Source organism: Candidatus Obscuribacterales bacterium, assembly GCA_036703605.1.
Lineage (GTDB): Bacteria > Cyanobacteriota > Cyanobacteriia > RECH01 > RECH01 > RECH01.
Map to the genome: position 1 here is coordinate 1 of DATNRH010000443.1, position 17809 is coordinate 17809.

General features: G+C 54.0%; 20 protein-coding genes. 8 read left to right on the forward strand and 12 right to left on the reverse strand.

Annotated features, from left to right (window positions below):
* The first annotated feature begins 177 nt into the window (after positions 1 to 177).
* The 3 genes from V6D20_09305 (at position 178) to V6D20_09315 (ending at position 3089) form a co-directional block, all read left to right on the forward strand.
* Positions 178 to 1515, forward strand: coding sequence for a TrkH family potassium uptake protein (locus V6D20_09305; GenBank protein HEY9815975.1), 1338 nt, complete (start codon positions 178 to 180; stop codon positions 1513 to 1515).
* Positions 1516 to 1799: 284 nt separating this feature from the next.
* Positions 1800 to 2354, forward strand: coding sequence for an Npun_F5560 family protein (locus V6D20_09310; protein ID HEY9815976.1), 555 nt, complete (start codon positions 1800 to 1802; stop codon positions 2352 to 2354).
* Positions 2355 to 3089 (forward strand): hypothetical protein, encoded by a 735-nt coding sequence (locus V6D20_09315; protein HEY9815977.1) that lies wholly within the window; start codon positions 2355 to 2357, stop codon positions 3087 to 3089. It abuts the gene before it with no gap.
* 20 nt (positions 3090 to 3109) lie between these two features.
* On the opposite strand, the gene arsH is transcribed toward V6D20_09315, so the two are convergent.
* The 3 genes from arsH to V6D20_09330 all read right to left on the reverse strand — a co-directional run bounded on the left by arsH (position 3110) and on the right by V6D20_09330 (position 6386).
* Positions 3110 to 3769 (reverse strand): arsenical resistance protein ArsH, encoded by a 660-nt coding sequence (gene arsH / locus V6D20_09320; protein HEY9815978.1) that lies wholly within the window; start codon positions 3767 to 3769, stop codon positions 3110 to 3112.
* 575 nt (positions 3770 to 4344) lie between these two features.
* The gene (locus V6D20_09325) at positions 4345 to 4572 is read right to left on the reverse strand and encodes a hypothetical protein (GenBank protein ID HEY9815979.1); all 228 of its coding nucleotides are present in this window, start codon (positions 4570 to 4572) and stop codon (positions 4345 to 4347) included.
* Complete coding sequence (locus V6D20_09330; protein ID HEY9815980.1) at positions 4569 to 6386, reverse strand: S8 family peptidase; 1818 nt, start codon at positions 6384 to 6386, stop codon at positions 4569 to 4571. The genes V6D20_09325 and V6D20_09330 overlap by 4 nt, the downstream gene beginning before the upstream one ends.
* A gap of 86 nt (positions 6387 to 6472) precedes the next feature.
* On the opposite strand from V6D20_09330, the gene V6D20_09335 reads away from it, so the two are divergent.
* The 3 genes from V6D20_09335 (at position 6473) to ftsZ (ending at position 9701) form a co-directional block, all read left to right on the forward strand.
* Complete coding sequence (locus V6D20_09335) at positions 6473 to 6934, forward strand: hypothetical protein (protein ID HEY9815981.1); 462 nt, start codon at positions 6473 to 6475, stop codon at positions 6932 to 6934.
* A gap of 268 nt (positions 6935 to 7202) precedes the next feature.
* A complete protein-coding gene (locus tag V6D20_09340; GenBank protein ID HEY9815982.1) occupies positions 7203 to 8111 on the forward strand; it encodes an FtsQ-type POTRA domain-containing protein in 909 nt (302 codons plus the stop codon).
* A 438-nt stretch (positions 8112 to 8549) separates the two neighbouring features.
* On the forward strand, positions 8550 to 9701 hold the full coding sequence (ftsZ, locus tag V6D20_09345; protein ID HEY9815983.1) for a cell division protein FtsZ: 1152 nt from the start codon (positions 8550 to 8552) through the stop codon (positions 9699 to 9701).
* 87 nt (positions 9702 to 9788) lie between these two features.
* On the opposite strand, the gene sppA is transcribed toward ftsZ, so the two are convergent.
* From sppA to V6D20_09370, 5 genes are all read right to left on the reverse strand, one after another.
* Positions 9789 to 11624, reverse strand: coding sequence for a signal peptide peptidase SppA (gene sppA / locus V6D20_09350; GenBank protein HEY9815984.1), 1836 nt, complete (start codon positions 11622 to 11624; stop codon positions 9789 to 9791).
* 19 nt (positions 11625 to 11643) lie between these two features.
* Positions 11644 to 12735 carry a type 2 isopentenyl-diphosphate Delta-isomerase gene (fni, locus tag V6D20_09355; GenBank protein HEY9815985.1) on the reverse strand — a complete coding sequence of 364 codons (1092 nt, stop codon included), beginning with the start codon at positions 12733 to 12735 and terminating at the stop codon, positions 11644 to 11646.
* A 152-nt stretch (positions 12736 to 12887) separates the two neighbouring features.
* The gene (locus V6D20_09360; GenBank protein ID HEY9815986.1) at positions 12888 to 13703 is read right to left on the reverse strand and encodes a hypothetical protein; all 816 of its coding nucleotides are present in this window, start codon (positions 13701 to 13703) and stop codon (positions 12888 to 12890) included.
* 40 nt (positions 13704 to 13743) lie between these two features.
* Entirely contained in the window at positions 13744 to 14652 is a 909-nt protein-coding gene (locus V6D20_09365; GenBank protein ID HEY9815987.1) for a hypothetical protein, read from the reverse strand.
* A complete protein-coding gene (locus tag V6D20_09370; protein ID HEY9815988.1) occupies positions 14652 to 15305 on the reverse strand; it encodes a ParA family protein in 654 nt (217 codons plus the stop codon). The genes V6D20_09365 and V6D20_09370 overlap by 1 nt, the downstream gene beginning before the upstream one ends.
* 297 nt (positions 15306 to 15602) lie before the next feature.
* Here V6D20_09370 and psaI point away from each other — a divergent pair, with 297 nt between their 5' ends.
* Positions 15603 to 15719 carry a photosystem I reaction center subunit VIII gene (gene psaI, locus V6D20_09375; protein ID HEY9815989.1) on the forward strand — a complete coding sequence of 39 codons (117 nt, stop codon included), beginning with the start codon at positions 15603 to 15605 and terminating at the stop codon, positions 15717 to 15719.
* A gap of 229 nt (positions 15720 to 15948) precedes the next feature.
* Positions 15949 to 16419 (forward strand): photosystem I reaction center subunit XI, encoded by a 471-nt coding sequence (locus tag V6D20_09380; protein ID HEY9815990.1) that lies wholly within the window; start codon positions 15949 to 15951, stop codon positions 16417 to 16419.
* A 220-nt stretch (positions 16420 to 16639) separates the two neighbouring features.
* On the opposite strand, the gene V6D20_09385 is transcribed toward V6D20_09380, so the two are convergent.
* The 4 genes from V6D20_09385 to V6D20_09400 form a co-directional block, all read right to left on the reverse strand.
* A complete protein-coding gene (locus V6D20_09385) occupies positions 16640 to 16759 on the reverse strand; it encodes a photosystem II reaction center protein J (protein HEY9815991.1) in 120 nt (39 codons plus the stop codon).
* A gap of 311 nt (positions 16760 to 17070) precedes the next feature.
* On the reverse strand, positions 17071 to 17205 hold the full coding sequence (gene psbF / locus V6D20_09390) for a cytochrome b559 subunit beta (protein ID HEY9815992.1): 135 nt from the start codon (positions 17203 to 17205) through the stop codon (positions 17071 to 17073).
* A 28-nt stretch (positions 17206 to 17233) separates the two neighbouring features.
* A complete protein-coding gene (gene psbE, locus V6D20_09395; GenBank protein ID HEY9815993.1) occupies positions 17234 to 17479 on the reverse strand; it encodes a cytochrome b559 subunit alpha in 246 nt (81 codons plus the stop codon).
* Between the two features lie 147 nt (positions 17480 to 17626).
* Positions 17627 to 17809, reverse strand: a 183-nt coding sequence (locus tag V6D20_09400) for a YCF48-related protein (protein ID HEY9815994.1), incomplete at its 5' end; no start/stop codon positions are given.

Sequence of the window (17809 nt, forward strand, 5' to 3'; positions counted from 1 at the left end):
TTCAGGCACTTGTCACAGGTGCAAGCCATGGGTAGATGGGTTAGATCTGAGGGGCAGCTTTTCCCATATCTTGCTGGATCCAGCCTTGGGTCGAGTGTTCTCACAGAATGGACAGCAAACGAGGACATTGTTCTGACCATCCCGTGCGAATGCCATTTCTAAAGGGTAAACCTATTCATGACTGTCTCTCGAACGATTTGCTTGGGTTTTTTAGCACTCATTGTTATTGGGACACTGCTGTTGGTGTTGCCCTTGTCCACCAGTAGCGGAGAGTGGAGCTCGCTGGTGACCGCTCTATTTACCTCAACCTCCGCCGTTTGCGTCACTGGATTGATCGTAGAAGATACAGGTACCTATTATTCCGTCTTTGGGCAAGTCGTCATCTTGCTGTTGATTCAGATTGGCGGCTTAGGCTACATGACAGCGAATACATTCCTGTTGCTGTTGCTAGGGCGACGTTTTGGGCTGCGGGAAAAGCTCGCCATCCAAAAATCCCTTGATATTCCTGGCATGTCTGGCTCTGTGATCTTAGTGCGTTCGATTATTGCCCTGACGCTGGCCTTTGAGGTGACGGGCGTCTTTTTGATGATACCGGTGTTTATGGAAGACTATGGCATTGGCTATAGCCTCTGGCTGTCTATCTTTCATAGCATTAGTGCCTTCAACAATGCCGGATTTAGTCTGTTTTCAGACAGTTTGATGGGTTATGCCACATCGGTGCCGATTCATATCGTGATTCCTGGACTGATTATTTTTGGCGGCATTGGCTACCAGGTAATTATGGAGGTCTATATTTGGCTGCGCGATCGCTTCCAGGGGCGGCATGAACGAGCGGTATTCTCGCTGAACTTCAAAATTGTAACCAGTACCACGCTTGTCCTGTTGGTTGTTTCAACCCTCATGTTTGTGGGGGTTGAGCTTCAGCATCCGAATATGCCGGTGGACATCATTCATCCGGGCGATCGCCTCTTGGTTGCCTGGTCAGAAGCTGTGATGCCTCGTACGGCAGGATTTAATACGGTAGACTATGGCAGCATTCCTGCGGTGGATTTGTTTATCACCATGGCTTTGATGCTCGTGGGTGGTAGTCCGGGTAGTACAGCCGGGGGCATTAAAACGACCACGCTACGGATTTTGTTTAGCTCAACCAAGGCGGTGCTCCAGGGCAAAGAAGAGGTGCTCTGCTATCAGCGGCAAATCCCCGTGTCGTTAATTCTCAAAGCGGTGGGCGTCGTGTTTGGCTCCACTACGGCCATTTTGTTCATGACCCTGATCATTGGCGTTAGCAATCCCAATATTCCCTTTATTGCCATTGTCTTTGAAACTATCTCCGCCTTTGCCACTGTGGGGCTCTCGACGGGCATTACCGCTAGCCTCTCGATGCTGGGTAAGCTGGTGATCATCTGCACTATGTATATCGGTCGGGTGGGCATTTTGATCGTTATGGCTGCACTCTTAGGCGATCCACAGCCAAGTGTGGTGCATTATCCCGAAGAAAATCTGCTGGTAGGCTAGCTCAATCTGCTGATGGACTAGCTCAAAAGCTTGTGATTCTTCATTAGGTTTTGTAGAGTTGAGTGACATCTATGCCGTTGAGTCGCTATGATACAGCACTAGATGTAGGGTTTTTTGATAGAAGCGATCGCTCTCTGTGCTGAGACTTACGACGAGAGTGGGTGCCTCAGTAGGTCGGCATGGTTCAGCCTTGGATGATCGCTGATCCCGCCTCAAACGTCAGATGTTTTGAATGAGCTACTTGCTTGAACTCGCCTTTGAAATAGCTATAGTGGAGCCACACCATGCAAACTGACCTTCGAACCCCGGCCCATCCTCAAGCTGAACTGTCGCGCTTGCAGGACGAACTGCAGATGCGAGATCAGTTGGTGCAGCAGCTTTCCCAGGAGCTTTTTCGCTTGGTGAAGGGCAATAACAGCATTGTGCCCGCCTCGCCTCAGCTATCAGAGCAGCACCAATCGGAAATGCAGGCTCTACGGGAGCAACTGCGCGGTGTCGAACAGCAGGTGCAGTTTTACCAAGAGCAAATTTCTGAGCGGGATGCCGAAATTTATCAGCTACGACAGACGGTTCATGAACTCACCGATCGCTCTCGGATGCTGGAGCAGGTGGTACAGGAAATGCCGGGTGTGTATCGTCAGAAGTTTGCCGAACGCTTAGCGCCGATCAAGGAAAAGGTGGCGCATATTCAGCGAGAAAATCGTCAACTCCATGCTGAACTTCAGAGCGTGAGCTACCGTTTGGCGGTGCGCAATCGTCAGACGACGCATGTAGATCTGCCCAGCTTTGTGCCTGGTCTGGGCGGAAAGCCGGTGATTCCCAGCTTTGGAGAGGCTTAGGTGGTCACCGTACTGATTGTGACCGATGGCGATCGCTCTCCTGGCAAGGCCGGATCTGAGATGGATCAGCGGCTGACGGCTCTCCAAAAGGCGATCGCTGCCGATCCTGTGACCTCAACCGGCGATTCTGTGACCTGCTTGGCAGCATCCCAGGTGGGGCAGGCTTGGCAAGATGCGGATCTAGACGCCATTCTCTGTCCGCTCACCTTGGATGTGTCAGCGGATCTAGACTTTCCAGGGCAGTCGATCTATGCCCGCTGCCGCGATGTTGACGGACTGCGGCGCTGGGTGGCCGATACCTGGGGCCACAGCACGGGCACGGGCACGATTCAGGTGCCGATTGTCTGGACGGCGCGAGGGCCGCTCTATGCAGAAGCGATCGCTCCGGTGCATGAGGTCGATATCCAGGGCAGCGATCGCCCTACCATGCCCTACCTACAGCCCCTACATCTATCCGATCGGCAGCGCCAATCCCTCTATCGTCTGGGAGGAAATTTGCTGCGATCGCTCTCGGCTCCTCCAGCGGTTTACATGCTGCAGGTGGCGATCCTGGCCGATGATCTGGTATTTGACCGTCTATGGTCCTTTCCCACCGAGGCAGCGATCGCCAGTGTGGGTTGCCAAACGCCAGATCTGTTTACGGCCCATTGGCGAAGCCTGACCCAGCGATCGGTGGTTGATGTGGCGATCGCTACACCTGTAACCTATGGGGTGTTGAAGGCCGCATCGGTTTGAACCCTGCCTGTCAACACGGGTTATGAGCTGGAGGATGAACCCATCGATTGATGCACAATTTCTCTCGCTTGCTTCTCGGTTTCTTCTTTGCGTTCACTATAGCGATCGGTTAGGTAATCAACTTTGTCACGTAACAGCAGCGTGAACTTGTAAAGTTCTTCCATGACATCGATAACGCGATCGCGGTAGGGCGAGTCTTTCATCGTCCCGTCTTCATGGAATTCTTGATAAGCTTTTGGCACAGAAGACTGATTTGGAATCGTAAACATTCGCATCCAACGCCCTAACACTCGCAGCGTATTGACGGCATTGTAGGACTGTGAACCGCCACACACCTGCATCACGGCTAGGGTTTTACCTTGAGTAGGTCGCACGGCACCCATACTGAGCGGAATCCAATCAATTTGATGTTTGAGTAGACCACTAATCGTTCCATGCATCTCCGGGCTGGACCAGACTTGCCCTTCTGACCAGTTGACGAGGTCTCTGAGTTCCTGAACTTTCGGATGAGTATCGGGAACACTTGCATGGATGGGCAACTCATGGGGATGAAAAAACCGGACGTCTGCACCGAATTCTTCAATAATTCTGGCAGCTTCTTCCGCAAGTAAACGGCTGTAGGAGCGTTCTCGCAAAGAACCATAAAGAAAAAGAATTCTAGGTTTGTGATCAAAGCTCATGGTTTTCTCCTAGGTTCTGTTCACTTGTGCAGTCTGCCGATGGATCACCACACCAAACTAATGGGTCTGCTTTGCAGCAATCCTCCGTGAGAAACTGCAAAAGCTGATTCGTTCCATCCCAGTGGATCGCATAGAATACGTGCCGTTGAACACGCCAAGAGTGAATTAGATGAGCTCGCTCTAGCTGGGCAAGATGCCGAGACATGGTAGAAGGGTGGGCGCTCAAAGCCTCCGCAATGTCTCCTGCAGATAGACCCGCAGGCCCTGCACGAACGAGTAAGCGGTAGGCAGCCAGCCTCGTTTCTTGGGCAAGCGCTAAAAGCGATTCAATAACAGTTTCTGATTGCATGATTGCGCGATATCACAATTGCGCAGTTGTGCAAATAAGTTGGTGGGCGATCGCCCCCAAACCCCATGAGCGGTGCGTTATGACTGCGTCTAACAGCACTCTGCGAGTTCAGGATGTATGTTCCAGGTTTTGGACTTGTATTTATGGGTAGACCCTTCTGAGAGAGGGTTTGGGAGTGAGGGGCTTCAAGTCGTTGTCAGCCAGCCGGTTTTAAACCGCAAGCTGGCTACTCGACGATGGAAAACGTTTTGATCTCCAGAACGGGACCTACCATGGCTAGGGTCGCGATGTCGGAACGGATCTGCCCTTGCACTGCCACTGCGAGTCCCGCCTTGCACAGGTCTGCCGGTGGGCGGTGCAGCTCATAGGTGTCGCCTTGGTCGGTCACCAATGTCCAAGCCCCCATGCCCAGGGTGACCCGCTGGATGGTGCCGGTGAGGTGAACAGTGCTCATCGGGGGGATACCTCTGTCTTGGCGGCTAGATTGGCAATGGCGAAGCAGAGCAAGGCATTCACCAACAAAAATCCTTGGGCGATCGCTCCACTGCCTAGCCCAAGTACGGGATAACTCAAGACCGCGCTGACTGTGAGAGCTGCCGTCAGGCCCAAGCTGGTGCCAATGGTGAGTAACCGACCGCCGGGATGACCCAGCAAGAACGCTAGGCAACCTAAGGGAATCAGGACGCTAGCAAAAAGGGGATTAAGCACCACACTGCCTTGAATAGCGCCGCCGAGTTCGGACAAAGAACTACCCATGACCCGCAGGGGCCACTGGGGTAGGTCGTAGATATAGAGGCCTCGCAGGAAAAATAGACCCGAACTGCCGACGACCAACCCGCTCGACAAGGCCCAGCCCCCGAGTCCCGGCAAATAATTGCGCAGCACCCAAGCCAAAAGGTAAGAGCCCAGCACCATGGCTACCTTGGGCCAGAAGGCAATAATGCCGCCATCAAACCAGAACCGCAGGTTGAGATAGCCTTGGTTTTTAAACCAGCGGAAAAAGTCGCGGAAGTTGAGCTGTCCCTGTAGGGCAAGTGTGACAGCAGCTCCGGCATCGAGGTGTCCAGCGCCGTAGTGGTTGAGGGTGTCGTTCTCAACGGTACGGGCGGAGGTTTTCAGCAGGGTAGTAATCTCTTCGGGATCATCGATGCCGACGGATTTGAGCAGGGCGGCCACGCCAGCCACATGGGGGGCAGCCATGCTGGTACCTTGGAGCGATCGCCATGCTGGATTCCCAGTGGCTGGATCGAGAGTTTCCTGCAAAATTCCGCCCGCATCACTATCCTCTCGCAGGCTACCGCCGGGGGCAGAAAGGTCAACCCCAGCCCCAAAGTTGGAGTAGGGCGCTTTCACACCGGTGGCATCTAGGGCAGCCACGGCAATCACATTGGCATAGCGGGCCGGGAAGGCGGCGGCATTAGCATTGGCATTGCCCGCAGCGGCCACAATCACCACCTTGCGTTGGTGGGCATAGGCGATCGCATCCTGCAGCACCTGACTGTCACCAAAGCCACCCATGCTCATGTTGATCACATCGGCACCATGGTCAGCAGCAAAGCGGATGGCTTCGGCAATGTCGGATACCGTACCGCTCCCTTCTGCACTCAAAACCTTAAGGGGCATGAGTTTAGCTTTGTAGGCAATGCCTGCCACGCCATAGCCATTGTTGGTAGATTGGGCGATGGTGCCGGCTACGTGGGTGCCGTGGCCGTTATCGTCCAATGCTTCTACTTGATTGTTGACGAAGTCGTAGCCGGCCACGAAGGTGGTGTCCTTGAGATCAGGCACCGGGGTGATGCCCGTATCGATTACCGCCACCGTAATTCCCTCGCCCTGGGTGTCATCCCAAGCCCGCTCCATATTGATGCTGCGGAGATTCCACTGTTTGCTGTAGTCAGGATCGTTGGGGATCGCTTGAATGGAATAGAGAAAGTTGGGTTCAATCGACTCCAAATCTGACCGCCAGGGCGATCGCTTGAGGCTGCGCAGAAGGGAGCGATCGCCTTCTAGGACATATAGCTGCTGCTCGTTGGAAAAGGAACTGTTGAGGGTGGGCGTCTGCCCGGTTTCTCGAGCGATCGCGTTCAGGTATTGGGTCACCGTTTCCGCAGGCAGATCATCTCGAAAGTCGATCAGGAGTGAGGTATAGTCACCTCGATTCATCAATTGGGGAGCCGTCGCCACGGCCCAGAGCAGTCCCCCCAAAAATAGTCCCAGCAGCAGTAGTCGTTTCATTGGCTTGGCGAGTGACAGGATTTTTCCTACCATAGCTCACTCTGCTCGGGGTCGGGCTGTTGGCCGGGGATCGAATCTTGCTACAGTTGAAAGAATTGATGCGCTAAAGGTTAGGGGCAATGGGACACGGGCTAATGTGGTTTCCGCTGCTGGCGTTGTTTATCGGGCTAGCCTGGGCTGGATGGAATGAATACCAAAAATTAGAAGCCTATAAGGTGTGGGCATCTGATTTTGAGCGGGCAAAATACGATATTTATGCCATGCTAGGGCAGACAGGCGATCGCCTCACCTGGGGCAAACCCACCCGTCGTGGCCCCGTTGATCTACACCATTTAGCGATCGCTGATATTGTTCGTATCACGGTGATCCACGGCTCGGAGGAGATTCCTGCCGACCAATTTATGGCCCTAGAGCAACAAGAGGCGATCGCCCAATCCAAGCGTCGCATTCAACTTGCTCTATACCTGAGACATACTTCCGCCCCTGCTTGCATTCCCTTTACCGAACTGCCCCTCGCTCTAAAATGGGGCCTATACCTTGAACGCCATCGTCAGCAGCTTACCCTCAGTCCGGATGCTTAATTCCACGTTTTGCGTCGTCCAAGCCTAGGAGCCGTGCTAGGAGCCGTGCTGTCCTTGAGGCTAGGTTATGGCTGCACGGTTCGCCATGCTCATCCCTTGCCTCGTTTCGGTGGCTGCCGAGCTTGTTTGGGGGTTTGGCAGTTGGTCTCTGCTTTGTGCGAAACCTAAGGCAGGATCTGCGATTCCATCGGCCGATCTAAGCGGATGGTGGGAAGGCTTCCTCGAATGATCGTTGTACCCTCGTCTCTATGTTGTTCCTGACCCTGAGATGACTGACCTTGTTTCTGTCTCTCGTACTGATCTTGCCCAGCGTCGTCAGTTGCTTCGCCGTCAGCGGCGATGGCGATTTCTGCGATCGCTGTGGCGAACGGGCTTAGTTATGGGCATGGCCGGTGGGCTGGTATGGGTCACAACCCAGCCAGTGTGGATCCTGCACCATGTCGATCAAGTTAATGTTGAAGGCAATCAACTGCTCTCGGTTGATGCCATTCACTCTCTGCTGCCGATCACCTATCCCCAATCGTTGCTGCATCTTGATCCCAACGCGATCGCTGACTATTTAGAAGCCCAAGGGCCCATTGAAGAAGCGACTGTCACCCGGCGGCTCCTGCCGCCGGGGCTGAATGTGCAAATTCAAGAGCGCCATCCCGTGGCTGTTCTCATCCGAGGGAATGCCTCTGCCAACTCAGACCTGCGCGGTGAAGCTGCTGCAACCGATAACGATCCTATGGCTCAAGTAGGGCTCATTGATGAAAAAGGATTTTGGATGTCCCTATCTGCTTATGTAGCCTTAGATGACTCTCTGTTGCTCCCGGGGCTGAAGGTGCGAGGTATGCAAGAATACCAGCGCAGTCAGTGGTCTCAGCTATATCGAGTCCTACACCAGTCTCCCCTATCCATCTATGAGGTTGACTGGCGTGATCCCAGCAATTTGGTGCTATCTACAGAATTGGGTACCGTGCATTTTGGCCCCTATAGCGATCGCTTTCCCCATCAACTACAGGTGCTGGATCAACTACGTAGGCTGCCCCAGCATATCGACATAGGGAATCTGGATTATATTGACCTACGCAACCCAGAGTCGCCGTTGTTGCAAGAGCTAGGCATGGTGTCCCCCAGTCCGCTGCCTGTGGAGTTGGTGCCCCCAGAGACTACTGGCGAGCCTAATCAAGGGTGAATAGCTAGGCTTCTTAGGAGTATAAGTTTCGTATAGTCATACTAGAGGACAGGCCGTTTTGCTGACAGTAGTCTAGAATTTGTCAGTTAGCATGATTGGCAAGGACAAAAGGACACTTATACCAACAGCAGGTGATTACTGGTTGACCGAGCCGCGTTGGTTATGTCCTCGATCACAGAAAACTTGCCCCAGTCGCCCTTTTGTTTCCTAGCAGCACCTATGTTTAGGAGGAATTGTTGGTTTTTGCTGCAAGTTACCCTATAGTTGTCTAGAGTTGTCCGAGGGTGGGGATTCTTGCATCCGGTGCTCCTGATGTAATGATTTTTTTGATAATCAGCTCAGCCGCGAATATAGTGGTGGCATCCCCTGAGTAACCTGATAAGGAAAATCCATATATCGATGACGGCTTCAAATCCTTTCACAAATTCTAAAGATCATTTGAATCAGGTTTATGATGCCCATAATGCCCTGGCAGACGAACCCAGGAGTGGTGAAATTGTGTCGAGCAGTGTAGCCAGAATTAAAGTTATTGGAGTGGGGGGCGGCGGCTGTAATGCAGTCAACCGCATGATTGCTAGCGAGGTTGCTGGAGTAGAATTTTGGTCGGTGAATACCGACTCCCAGGCCTTGACCCTCAACGATTCCCACAACTGCCTTCACATAGGGCAGAAAGTTACTCGTGGTCTAGGAGCAGGGGGAAACCCCGCCATTGGGCAGAAGGCAGCTGAAGAGTCGCGGGATGAAATTTCTGCTGCTCTCAAGGGATCTGACCTCGTTTTTATTACCGCTGGCATGGGCGGAGGTACCGGTACCGGTGCGGCTCCTATTGTGGCGGAGGTGGCCAAGGAAATTGGTGCTCTGACTGTGGGTGTGGTCACGCGTCCTTTCACCTTTGAGGGGCGGCGACGTACAAGCCAGGCTGATGGCGGTATTGAGGCCCTTCAGAGCCGAGTGGATACGCTGATTGTGATTCCCAACGACAAATTGCTGTCGGTGATATCCGAGCAAACCCCTGTCCAGGAAGCTTTCCGGGTCGCCGACGATATTCTGCGCCAAGGGGTGCAGGGTATCTCCGATATTATTACTATTCCCGGCTTGGTGAATGTGGACTTTGCCGATGTGCGTGCGGTGATGGCCGATGCTGGCTCGGCGCTGATGGGCATTGGAATTGGATCGGGTAAATCTCGGGCCCGAGAAGCTGCCATTACCGCCATTTCATCACCGCTGTTGGAGTCTTCCATTGATGGTGCGAAAGGTGTGGTCTTCAACATTACCGGAGGCGATGATCTGACGCTGCATGAGGTGAATGCTGCTGCGGAAATCATCTACGAAGCGGTGGATCCCAATGCCAATATCATTTTTGGTGCTGTGCTGGATCATCGCCTGCAGGGAGAAGTGCGGATTACGGTGATTGCCACTGGGTTTTCGCCTGAGGTGCCGGTCACCCAAGCCCAAACGACAACCCGTGTGTCTCCCATGAAGCGATCGCCTGCTCCTCCGCCCGCCTCGCCGTCCCCCGATCCTCGTCCAAAACCCTCAGGTGGTCTTGACATCCCTGAGTTTCTCCAGAAACGTCGTCCTACCCGGTAATCCAAATCCAATAGGATAGCCCAGCAACAAGTTTGCCCCAAGGCACCCTAGGATGAGGTGCTGGGGCTATGGGATAGGCTGGGTGAGCTAGTTAATCTGAGGAAAGAAAGGCAGTAATAGGTAGACACCGCGAGGATCGTCAAGAGCCTCAATCTGCTGTAGGTGTCCCCGCAGGTGATGAAATTCCTGAGTGAGGGGATCAGCTTGGGCTGTAGGACGGAACAGCGATCGCAGTTGGCTACCAAATAAGCTTTCAAAAAGTTGCTCTTCAAACGTGCGCGGTTGGGGATATTCGTTGAGCTGCCAATCATCGCCTAGCTCAGCTTGTTCTGCTGCGGCAGCGATCGCGTCCTCTAGTCCGCCGATCTCATCCACCAGCCCCACCTGTTGAGCGTCAATGCCTGACCAAACCCGTCCCTGAGCCACGGCGGCCACATCGGTTGAAGACAGCGGACGCCCCTCGGCCACAATGTTGGTGAATCGGGCATAAATTTGATCCACCACCCGTTGCCCAATGGAGAGTTCTTGCTCCGTGAGCGGGCGGGCAATGGTGTTGCTGTCGGCGAAGGGGCCGGTTTTCACCACGTCCCAGGTAAGACCATTCTCGTTGGCTAGTTCCTGCACGTTCAGAACGAGACCAAAGACGCCAATCGATCCGGTGATGGTGTTGGGAGATGCAAAGATGCGATCGCCATGGGCGGCAATCATGTATCCGCCCGATGCGGCAATACTGCCCATGGAGACTATGACCGGCTTCTCTGCCTGGGTGAGCATCACCTCGCGGGCGATAATTTCTGAGGGAGACGCGCCACCCCCAGGGCTGTTCACCCGCAGGACGACGGCCTTCACGGCCTCATCCTGACGCAAATCCCGCAGTTGCCGGGCTAGGCGATCGCCCCCTACCAAACCGACTCCACCCTCGCCGCTGACAATGGTGCCATCGGCATAGACTACGGCAATCTGGTTCTCGGAGCGGGGTCGGTTGGGCGAGATCGTGCCCATGGCTTGGGCATAGGCGGAGAGCCCAATGTTGCGGAAGGAGGGCGCGTTGGGGGAATATTCGGTTTCGTCGGTTAGTTCGCGCAGCTCGCCAATCACCTCGTCGGCATAGGCAACTTGATCGACCAAGCCGGCTTCTAGGGCTGCCTCGGGCAGGAGAATGGCTTGGCTATCGGCGATCGCTTGCAGATCGCTGACCTCTAGGGAGCGATCGCTGGCCGTGGTGGTGAGAAATTCGCTCCAGAGATCGTTGAGAAGCTGCTGCGACTGCTCGCGATTTTCGGGGCTATTGCTGTTGCGTGTAAAGGGCTCCACGGCGGATTTATACTGCCCAGCGCGAATAATTTGCACATCAATGCCGTACTGCTCGAAGGCATCTCCAAAAAATAGGGTCTCGGCGCTAAACCCATTCAGTTCAATGCTGCCTGTAGGATTGAGAATCACCGAGTCGGCTAAGGATGTGATGTAATAGTCGCGCTCGCGCCAGCCGGTTTCGTAGGCATAGATAGGCTTGCCGCTGTCCTGAAACTGCTGCAACCCCTGTCGCACCTCGCGCAGGGTCGCAAACCCAGATCCGCGCCCTTCGGCAGAGGTAGTGCCTTGGATGAAGATGCCCACAATCCGATCGTCGTTGGCAGCTTCCTCTAAGGTGTCCAGGACGGTGCGCAGGGAAATGGGCGTGGGGGTGCTGCTGCCTGAGAGGGCGTCGTTAAATAAATCGGCAGGGTTTGAGCCTGGATTGGAGTCGGTGATGTCGAGGGAGAGGTCAAACACCAGGATAGAGTCTTTCTCGACCAAGGGTTCAGCATCCCGAGAGCCCAGGGCAATCATTAAAATAAAGACCACCAGTGCGCCAACGCTGAGGGTGGAAAATAGCAGCAGCCCGACAAAGCTAGCCAAGACGTACCGAAAGAAATCGCGCATGAGTTCCGAGACTTTTTTACTATGCTAATCGCTCCAGAGCATTCATGCTTCTGAGCTGGGCCAGATTGCCTGCACCGGTGCAAAGCAGAACGGTGGTCAACTCAGCCACGAGGGCCTCTGCAAGGTCAACCAGGGCTTCCTCAGACAGGGCAGCGGCCTGGAGGAAGGGGAAGGCCAATCCGGCTAAGTCGGCTCCGAGGGCGATCGCTTTGGCCGCATCTAAGCCGTTGCGCAGACCCCCCGAGGCAATTAGGGGAATCTGGGGGGCGATCGCTCGAATCTCGGTCACACATTGGGCTGTGGGGATGCCCCAGTTGGCAAAGGTCTGCCCCAACCGTCGTTGTCTAGCATCTTTAGCTCGTTCACCTTCCACTTTGGCCCAAGAGGTGCCGCCCGCGCCGGCTACATCGATGGCCGCTACGCCCGCGTTGATTAACCGTTGAGCGATCGCTCCGGAAATGCCATTGCCCACTTCCTTGGCGATTACCGGTACGGGCAGCCGAGCGCACAGGGTTTCAATTTTGCTGAACAAGCCGCGAAAGTTGGTATCGCCTCGGGTTTGGACACATTCTTGCAGAGGATTGATGTGCAAAATCAGAGCATCGGCCTCCAGCCAGTCCACCACCCGCTGACATTCCTCTAAGCCATAGCTATAGTTCAACTGCACGGCTCCTAGATTGGCCAGCAGCAGACTGTCCGGCGCTAGGGATCGGATCGAAAAGGTAGGGTTGACCGCAGGATTTTCCACCGCCACTCGCTGGGAGCCGACACCCATGGCAAAACCATAGTGCTGGGCGATCGCGGCCAGTCGCTGATTAATTTGGCGGGCTTCTTCGGTGCCGCCGGTCATGGATGAAATCAGCAGAGGAGCCTTTAACTGGCGCTGAAAAAAGGTGGTGGAGAGGTCAATATCTGCCCAGTCTAGCTCTGGTAGGCAACAATGCTGGAAGCGATAGCGCTCTAGTCCCGTAGTGGTTTGAAACTGCACATCTTCTTCTAGGCAGACACGAATATGCTCTGCCTTGCGAGATTGAGTGACGGCTGCTTCTGGGGTCGGTGATGCGATCGCGGGCAGGGAGGTGGGTGTTGAAGATAGACGGGATACACTCATGGCGAATGGGGAACCAGTAACGATAGAACAGGCGGCACAACCAGTTTACGGCTCAGTCTAAGGGGATGATCATTGGGGTTCTTGATGGGATGTAGAGGCGATCGCCTTGACGTAACGCGATCGCTCTCCCTGTTGATTCCCTCGACTGGGCGCTAGCCTGAGCGGTCTGTGGGGAAGAACTCAAGCTGGTAGCGGTAGAGCGCCACAGGGCGACTAGGGCCGAGTAGCGAGGCTTGGGTTTTGAAATAGTCTGGATCCTGGGGCGAAAGGTATACAGCGGTAACTTGGTCGGCGGTGATCAGCGGCTGGCTGGCATCGAGGGGCATGAGGCGACGATAGCCGGTGGTGGTCTCAACCTCGTTGAGGTACAGTTGGGCGCTGCCGCGAAATTCTTGCTGAAAAACCTCGGTAGTGAAGAAGCGATCGCTGCCGACGGCCTCGCTCTCCCGCGCTGTGATGGTGGAAATCAGTTGGCGGTTGTCGCCCAGGTCGGTGATCTGGCGATTGGGCTGGCTGGCATCAACGGTCACCTGTTGAACCACGCCTTCGCCCAGATAGGCATTGGCGAGGTTGAGTCCATTGAAGGCGCGATCGGCAATAATCTCAGGCGGCTGTCCTGGCAGGTTTACGCTAGAACGCGATCGCCCCAGGGTTTGAAAGACGGAGACGGGATCTGGCTGGATGAACCTGGCCCGGAAGCTAATAGGCTGCTCCAAATAGGCCTGATTGCTCTCATAGCCAGGGGTAACCAGTTGGGGCGCAAGGGGGGCCGCCATTGCCGTTAGACGGGTGACCACCTGCCATTCGCCCAGAAACCAGTCTGGATAGTACAGATCACCGCGAGGTGCCGCCAGGGCGGGCTTGCCCGACCAGTTGGGAAAGGCATCAAGGCGATCGCTGATGGAGCTAGCTTGGGCCGAGCCGCTGCACAGTAGCCACAGCAAAGCTAGACCTAGCAGTAAAACCATTCGCCCCAGGTTTGTTGGATATCGCCGCATAGTCTGTCTACTAGTCCACCCAGCCAATATCCGATTCCGAAAGGCGATCGCCGGGTTTGGTGATGGCTTCCTCCACCGGCATGGGCGGTAGCCGCCGGACATTCAGCGCATCGGTAGACATGCGGGGTAACGCTGAAGCTTGCACATTTTGAGGCGTCGCCTTTACTTGGGGTGCAGTGCCATAGCCCAGCATCGGCCGAGGTAGGGCTGTTGGTGGGGGCGATAGGCGATCGGAGGGCATGGGGGGAAGAGAGGAGCGGCGATCGCTCGGCGATGCGGCTAAGGGAGCTGAGGGCATGTTCTCCGAGGGCATCGGTGGCAGCCCATTCGGCTGAATCGGGCGCTGCAACGGTCGCCCGAGGGGAGCATTTTGGGGTGGTCCCAGATCCAGCCGTCGAGCTGCTATGGAGCGATCGCTAGGAGGCGTAGCATTCTGCTGTCCGGACGTGGAGTCCTTGGGAGGGGAATTCTTAATCTGCTGATCCTTAATCTGTTGATCCTTAATCTGCTGGTTCACCTCCGACAGCTTTAAGATCACCTGTCGCGACTCTTCTAAGTCGGCCTTGAGCTTGTCAATCTGGGCTTGCCCCTGCTGCACCTGCTGTTCCAGGGTGAGGATCTGGGTATCCCGCTCAGTAAGACTGGCTTGGGCAGCTTCTAGGGCAGCCTGGCTGTCTTTCCACGCCTGCTCCAGATCAACCTTGGTCATGCGGCTGATGGGCTTCGATCGCTCCCCTGTGGCGCTTGAATCATCCCCAGAGCTGGCGGCTGGCGTCTCGGTCTTCTCAGCCTCGGGTGAATCCACCTCAGCCTTGGCAGGGGTTTCAGCGGTTGAGTCTGCCGATGCGTCGTCGGTGGTATCGATCGGGGGCTTTTGAGCTTCATCCCGTAGTAAGTCGGATAGTCGTTTCTTTGCCATCACGTTTTCCAATCCCGTTGAATTTCGTCCACAACCCGTCGATAGTCAGAACAGGCTTCCTTCGCATTCCGTCCTCGCCACTGGCTAATGGGCGATCCATCTAATGCCGCGCGCTCATGGGCTTTGTAGGCACGGATAAAGGCATTACAAGCCGGTATGCCAAGTTCAAGCAGGGTATTTTGCGCCTCAATCGCCTCGTTCAGGCTGCGGGGATCAACTCGGGTCAACAAGACCCGATGCGCCACCCCCACGGGTGTCACAGCCTGCCGCACCGTCTCGATTAACACTGTAAGATCCATGGGGGCAGGGGGCGTCGGCAAAATTAAATAGTCCGCTGCTCCAATTGTTGCCGACAAGGCTTTAGACCCTAAGGCTGGCGGCGTATCAACCACAATGACCTCATAATCGTCAATTTGCCGCAGTTGACTGAGCAGATGGGGCTGGGTTTCCTGGGATAGATCAAACCCCATGCCGCTGTCGCTGCGCTCAACCCACCAAGTGGCTGACCCTTGGGGATCGGCATCCACCAGCAACACTTTCTGCGTCTCTGACAAGGTTGCTGCTAGATTAACGGCGGTTGTGGTTTTACCAACACCTCCCTTGCCGTTGAGTACCACCAAAATCTTGTGGGAGAGGGATGATGGATCTGCCAAGAAAAGCCTCGACTACAGTGCACTAGTGACGTACGGACGAACAAAGAATTAGCAGCGGCGATCGCTCTTTTCTGAGAAGACGCGATTACACCAACTATGATGACGACTATACCCTGTTCTGCCCTCCAAGCAGAAGGGATCAGTAAGCAAACGTAAGGTTTTGCCCCCAGATCAACCCGGATTTTCCATGAAGAAATACCAACTTTGTTAAAAATCTTTAGCAGACCACAATTTATGACCGATCCAAAGTACATTCGACTGTAACACTGTGTCATTTCACATTAGGAAACATTACTTATGGCAGCGTCATACTTACCTTCCATTTTGGTGCCCATTGTGGGGTTGGTTTTCCCTGCTGTTACGATGGCGCTACTGTTTATCTATATCGAACGTGAAGACGCCAGCGGCATCTAAGAAGATGGCGATCGCGGTGGATAGGTCGAGCGGCTTATCATCACACAATGTTTGAAAACATTCAATAGTTGTCAACATGGGTTGAGGTTTAGATCAACCATTCATCCCTTGTTGCTATGTCCTAGGCACTCCTAAGCCAGGATTTTGTCTAGGGCACGTCTGAATTTTGGACAGTTGATTCGTCCAGATCTTTAGCCAATCTCATCTGGAGGCTTTCATTTTTATGACCATGCAAGTAATTCAACCAGCGGGCGATCCTCAAATTGGAAATTTAGCTACCCCTGTTAATTCATCTGGGTTTACCAAGGCATTTATCAATAATCTGCCTGCTTACCGGGCTGGGCTTTCTCCACAGCGCCGTGGGCTGGAAATTGGGATGGCCCATGGCTATTTGCTCTTTGGCCCCTTTGCCTACGGTAGCCATTTCCGCAACACGGAGCTAGCTGACTTTGTGGGATTGATCGCCGCCATTGTGCTGGTGCTCATCCTGACGGTTTGTCTATCGCTGTACAGCAGCACCGGCGTTTTGAAGCCGATCGCCACCATCACCAATCCTCACCCTCCGGAAGCGCTGGGTACCCAGGAAGGCTGGAGTGAGTTTGCCGGCAGCTTCTTGATTGGCGGCATGGGTGGAGCTGTTTTTGCCTACATCCTGTTCCAAGTGTTTAAGGCTGGCGTGTTTCAAGCCCTGCTAGCATAACCGCGATCGCAGTTAACCCCATAGTTGCCCCTGGTTTCGTCATGAAACCAGGGGCTTTGTGTTGGCACTGTTGGCCTGCCCTCCAGGGTGAACCACTCACGGTTCAACAGCAAGCGGCGTCCCAGATGGAACGCCGCTTGTGTTATTGAAAGCAATCTAGGTCACGTTTGGGTGAGACAGGATGATCGCTCGTGCAGCGATTGCCAGCCCCTAGTTGTGGCTAGATGGAAGAACCTAGACCAGCGTAGGCTCCGTAGAAAAACAGACCCAGAACTGCTAGTGCGCCGAGACCAGCGATGGTGGCAACTACCCACAGGGGAATACGTCCAGAACTAGACATGTTTTCTATACCTCTTTAACGAAGACAACATTGAAGGTTTCTAGAACAACCTAGGCTCAGCCTACAGCCCATGGATGGAACGTGGCGCGACCATAATCGCTGTTCCATAAGGCGAGTTTTTTACAGGGTTCTAGCAAGTATGACTGCATGAGAGAAAACCCTGTAAAACTAAAAAGGCTGGTTTAGTTGAAAAAGTAGCTAGAAAATAGAATTCCTAGTACGAAGACTAGTAAAAGACCCAGGTAGAGAGATGTTCTATTAAGCTCTACCGGTTGTTTGTTTGGATTTGGGGAACGGTCCATGAAATGCTCCTATCGCTGGATAAACTGCATAGCGGCGATCGCCCCGATGAAAAAGATGGTTGGTACTGCCAAGGTGTGAACAGCTAACCACCGCACGGTGAAAATGGGATAAGAAATGGGTTCGTTCGGATTATTTCCAGTCATAGTTTTCAAACGGGTTTGGAATTATGGACTACTTCAGAAAATCTTGAATTTGCTGCTTTGCGTCAAAGCGCTCCTGCAGGATAGGAACTTCCTGGCGCTCTTGGGTGAAATACTCGTTGGGGCGAGGTGTGCCAAAAGCGTCGTATGCCAACCCGGTGCTGACGAACAGCCATCCTGCAATAAACAGAGCGGGAATAGTGATGCTATGAATGACCCAATATCTAATACTGGTAACAATGTCAGAAAAGGGACGTTCTCCTGTGGTACCGGCCATCAAATTACTCCAATCTTATGACTACTAGAACCTATTCTTTATGATACGAAACGATGGGATTTACGGTAAAGCGATCGCACTCTACTATTGGTCAGTCTCCCATATTTAGAGCGGTTGTGAGTATGCCTAATTCCGGTTCTCAATGAACTAGGCAAGCTCTGCAGTGGCTGGATCATACCGCAGCAACACACCGCTCTGTCCCAAAATGAACCCTAGCTCTGGATTCACAAACATCACGCGATAGAAATTTGAAGGGACGTTTTCAACGGCCTTGTCTTTCAGCCAGGTTTTACCGCCATCTGGGCTGTAGAACAGGTTGCCACTGCCGCC

Excerpts from the sequence above, each read along its gene's own strand:
- psaI (HEY9815989.1), top strand. The coding sequence starts at position 15,603 with ATGGCAGCGTCATACTTACCTTCCATTTTGGTGCCCATTGTGGGGTTG.
- V6D20_09380 (HEY9815990.1), top strand. The coding sequence starts at position 15,949 with ATGCAAGTAATTCAACCAGCGGGCGATCCTCAAATTGGAAATTTAGCT.
- V6D20_09335 (HEY9815981.1), top strand. The coding sequence starts at position 6,473 with ATGGGACACGGGCTAATGTGGTTTCCGCTGCTGGCGTTGTTTATCGGG.
- V6D20_09310 (HEY9815976.1), top strand. The coding sequence starts at position 1,800 with ATGCAAACTGACCTTCGAACCCCGGCCCATCCTCAAGCTGAACTGTCG.
- psbF (HEY9815992.1), bottom strand. The coding sequence starts at position 17,205 with ATGACTGGAAATAATCCGAACGAACCCATTTCTTATCCCATTTTCACC.
- V6D20_09330 (HEY9815980.1), bottom strand. The coding sequence starts at position 6,386 with ATGGTAGGAAAAATCCTGTCACTCGCCAAGCCAATGAAACGACTACTG.
- arsH (HEY9815978.1), bottom strand. The coding sequence starts at position 3,769 with ATGAGCTTTGATCACAAACCTAGAATTCTTTTTCTTTATGGTTCTTTG.
- fni (HEY9815985.1), bottom strand. The coding sequence starts at position 12,735 with ATGAGTGTATCCCGTCTATCTTCAACACCCACCTCCCTGCCCGCGATC.
- V6D20_09325 (HEY9815979.1), bottom strand. The coding sequence starts at position 4,572 with ATGAGCACTGTTCACCTCACCGGCACCATCCAGCGGGTCACCCTGGGC.
- V6D20_09305 (HEY9815975.1), top strand. The coding sequence starts at position 178 with ATGACTGTCTCTCGAACGATTTGCTTGGGTTTTTTAGCACTCATTGTT.
- V6D20_09385 (HEY9815991.1), bottom strand. The coding sequence starts at position 16,759 with ATGTCTAGTTCTGGACGTATTCCCCTGTGGGTAGTTGCCACCATCGCT.
- sppA (HEY9815984.1), bottom strand. The coding sequence starts at position 11,624 with ATGCGCGATTTCTTTCGGTACGTCTTGGCTAGCTTTGTCGGGCTGCTG.
- V6D20_09365 (HEY9815987.1), bottom strand. The coding sequence starts at position 14,652 with ATGGCAAAGAAACGACTATCCGACTTACTACGGGATGAAGCTCAAAAG.
- psbE (HEY9815993.1), bottom strand. The coding sequence starts at position 17,479 with ATGGCCGGTACCACAGGAGAACGTCCCTTTTCTGACATTGTTACCAGT.
- V6D20_09360 (HEY9815986.1), bottom strand. The coding sequence starts at position 13,703 with ATGGTTTTACTGCTAGGTCTAGCTTTGCTGTGGCTACTGTGCAGCGGC.
- V6D20_09340 (HEY9815982.1), top strand. The coding sequence starts at position 7,203 with ATGACTGACCTTGTTTCTGTCTCTCGTACTGATCTTGCCCAGCGTCGT.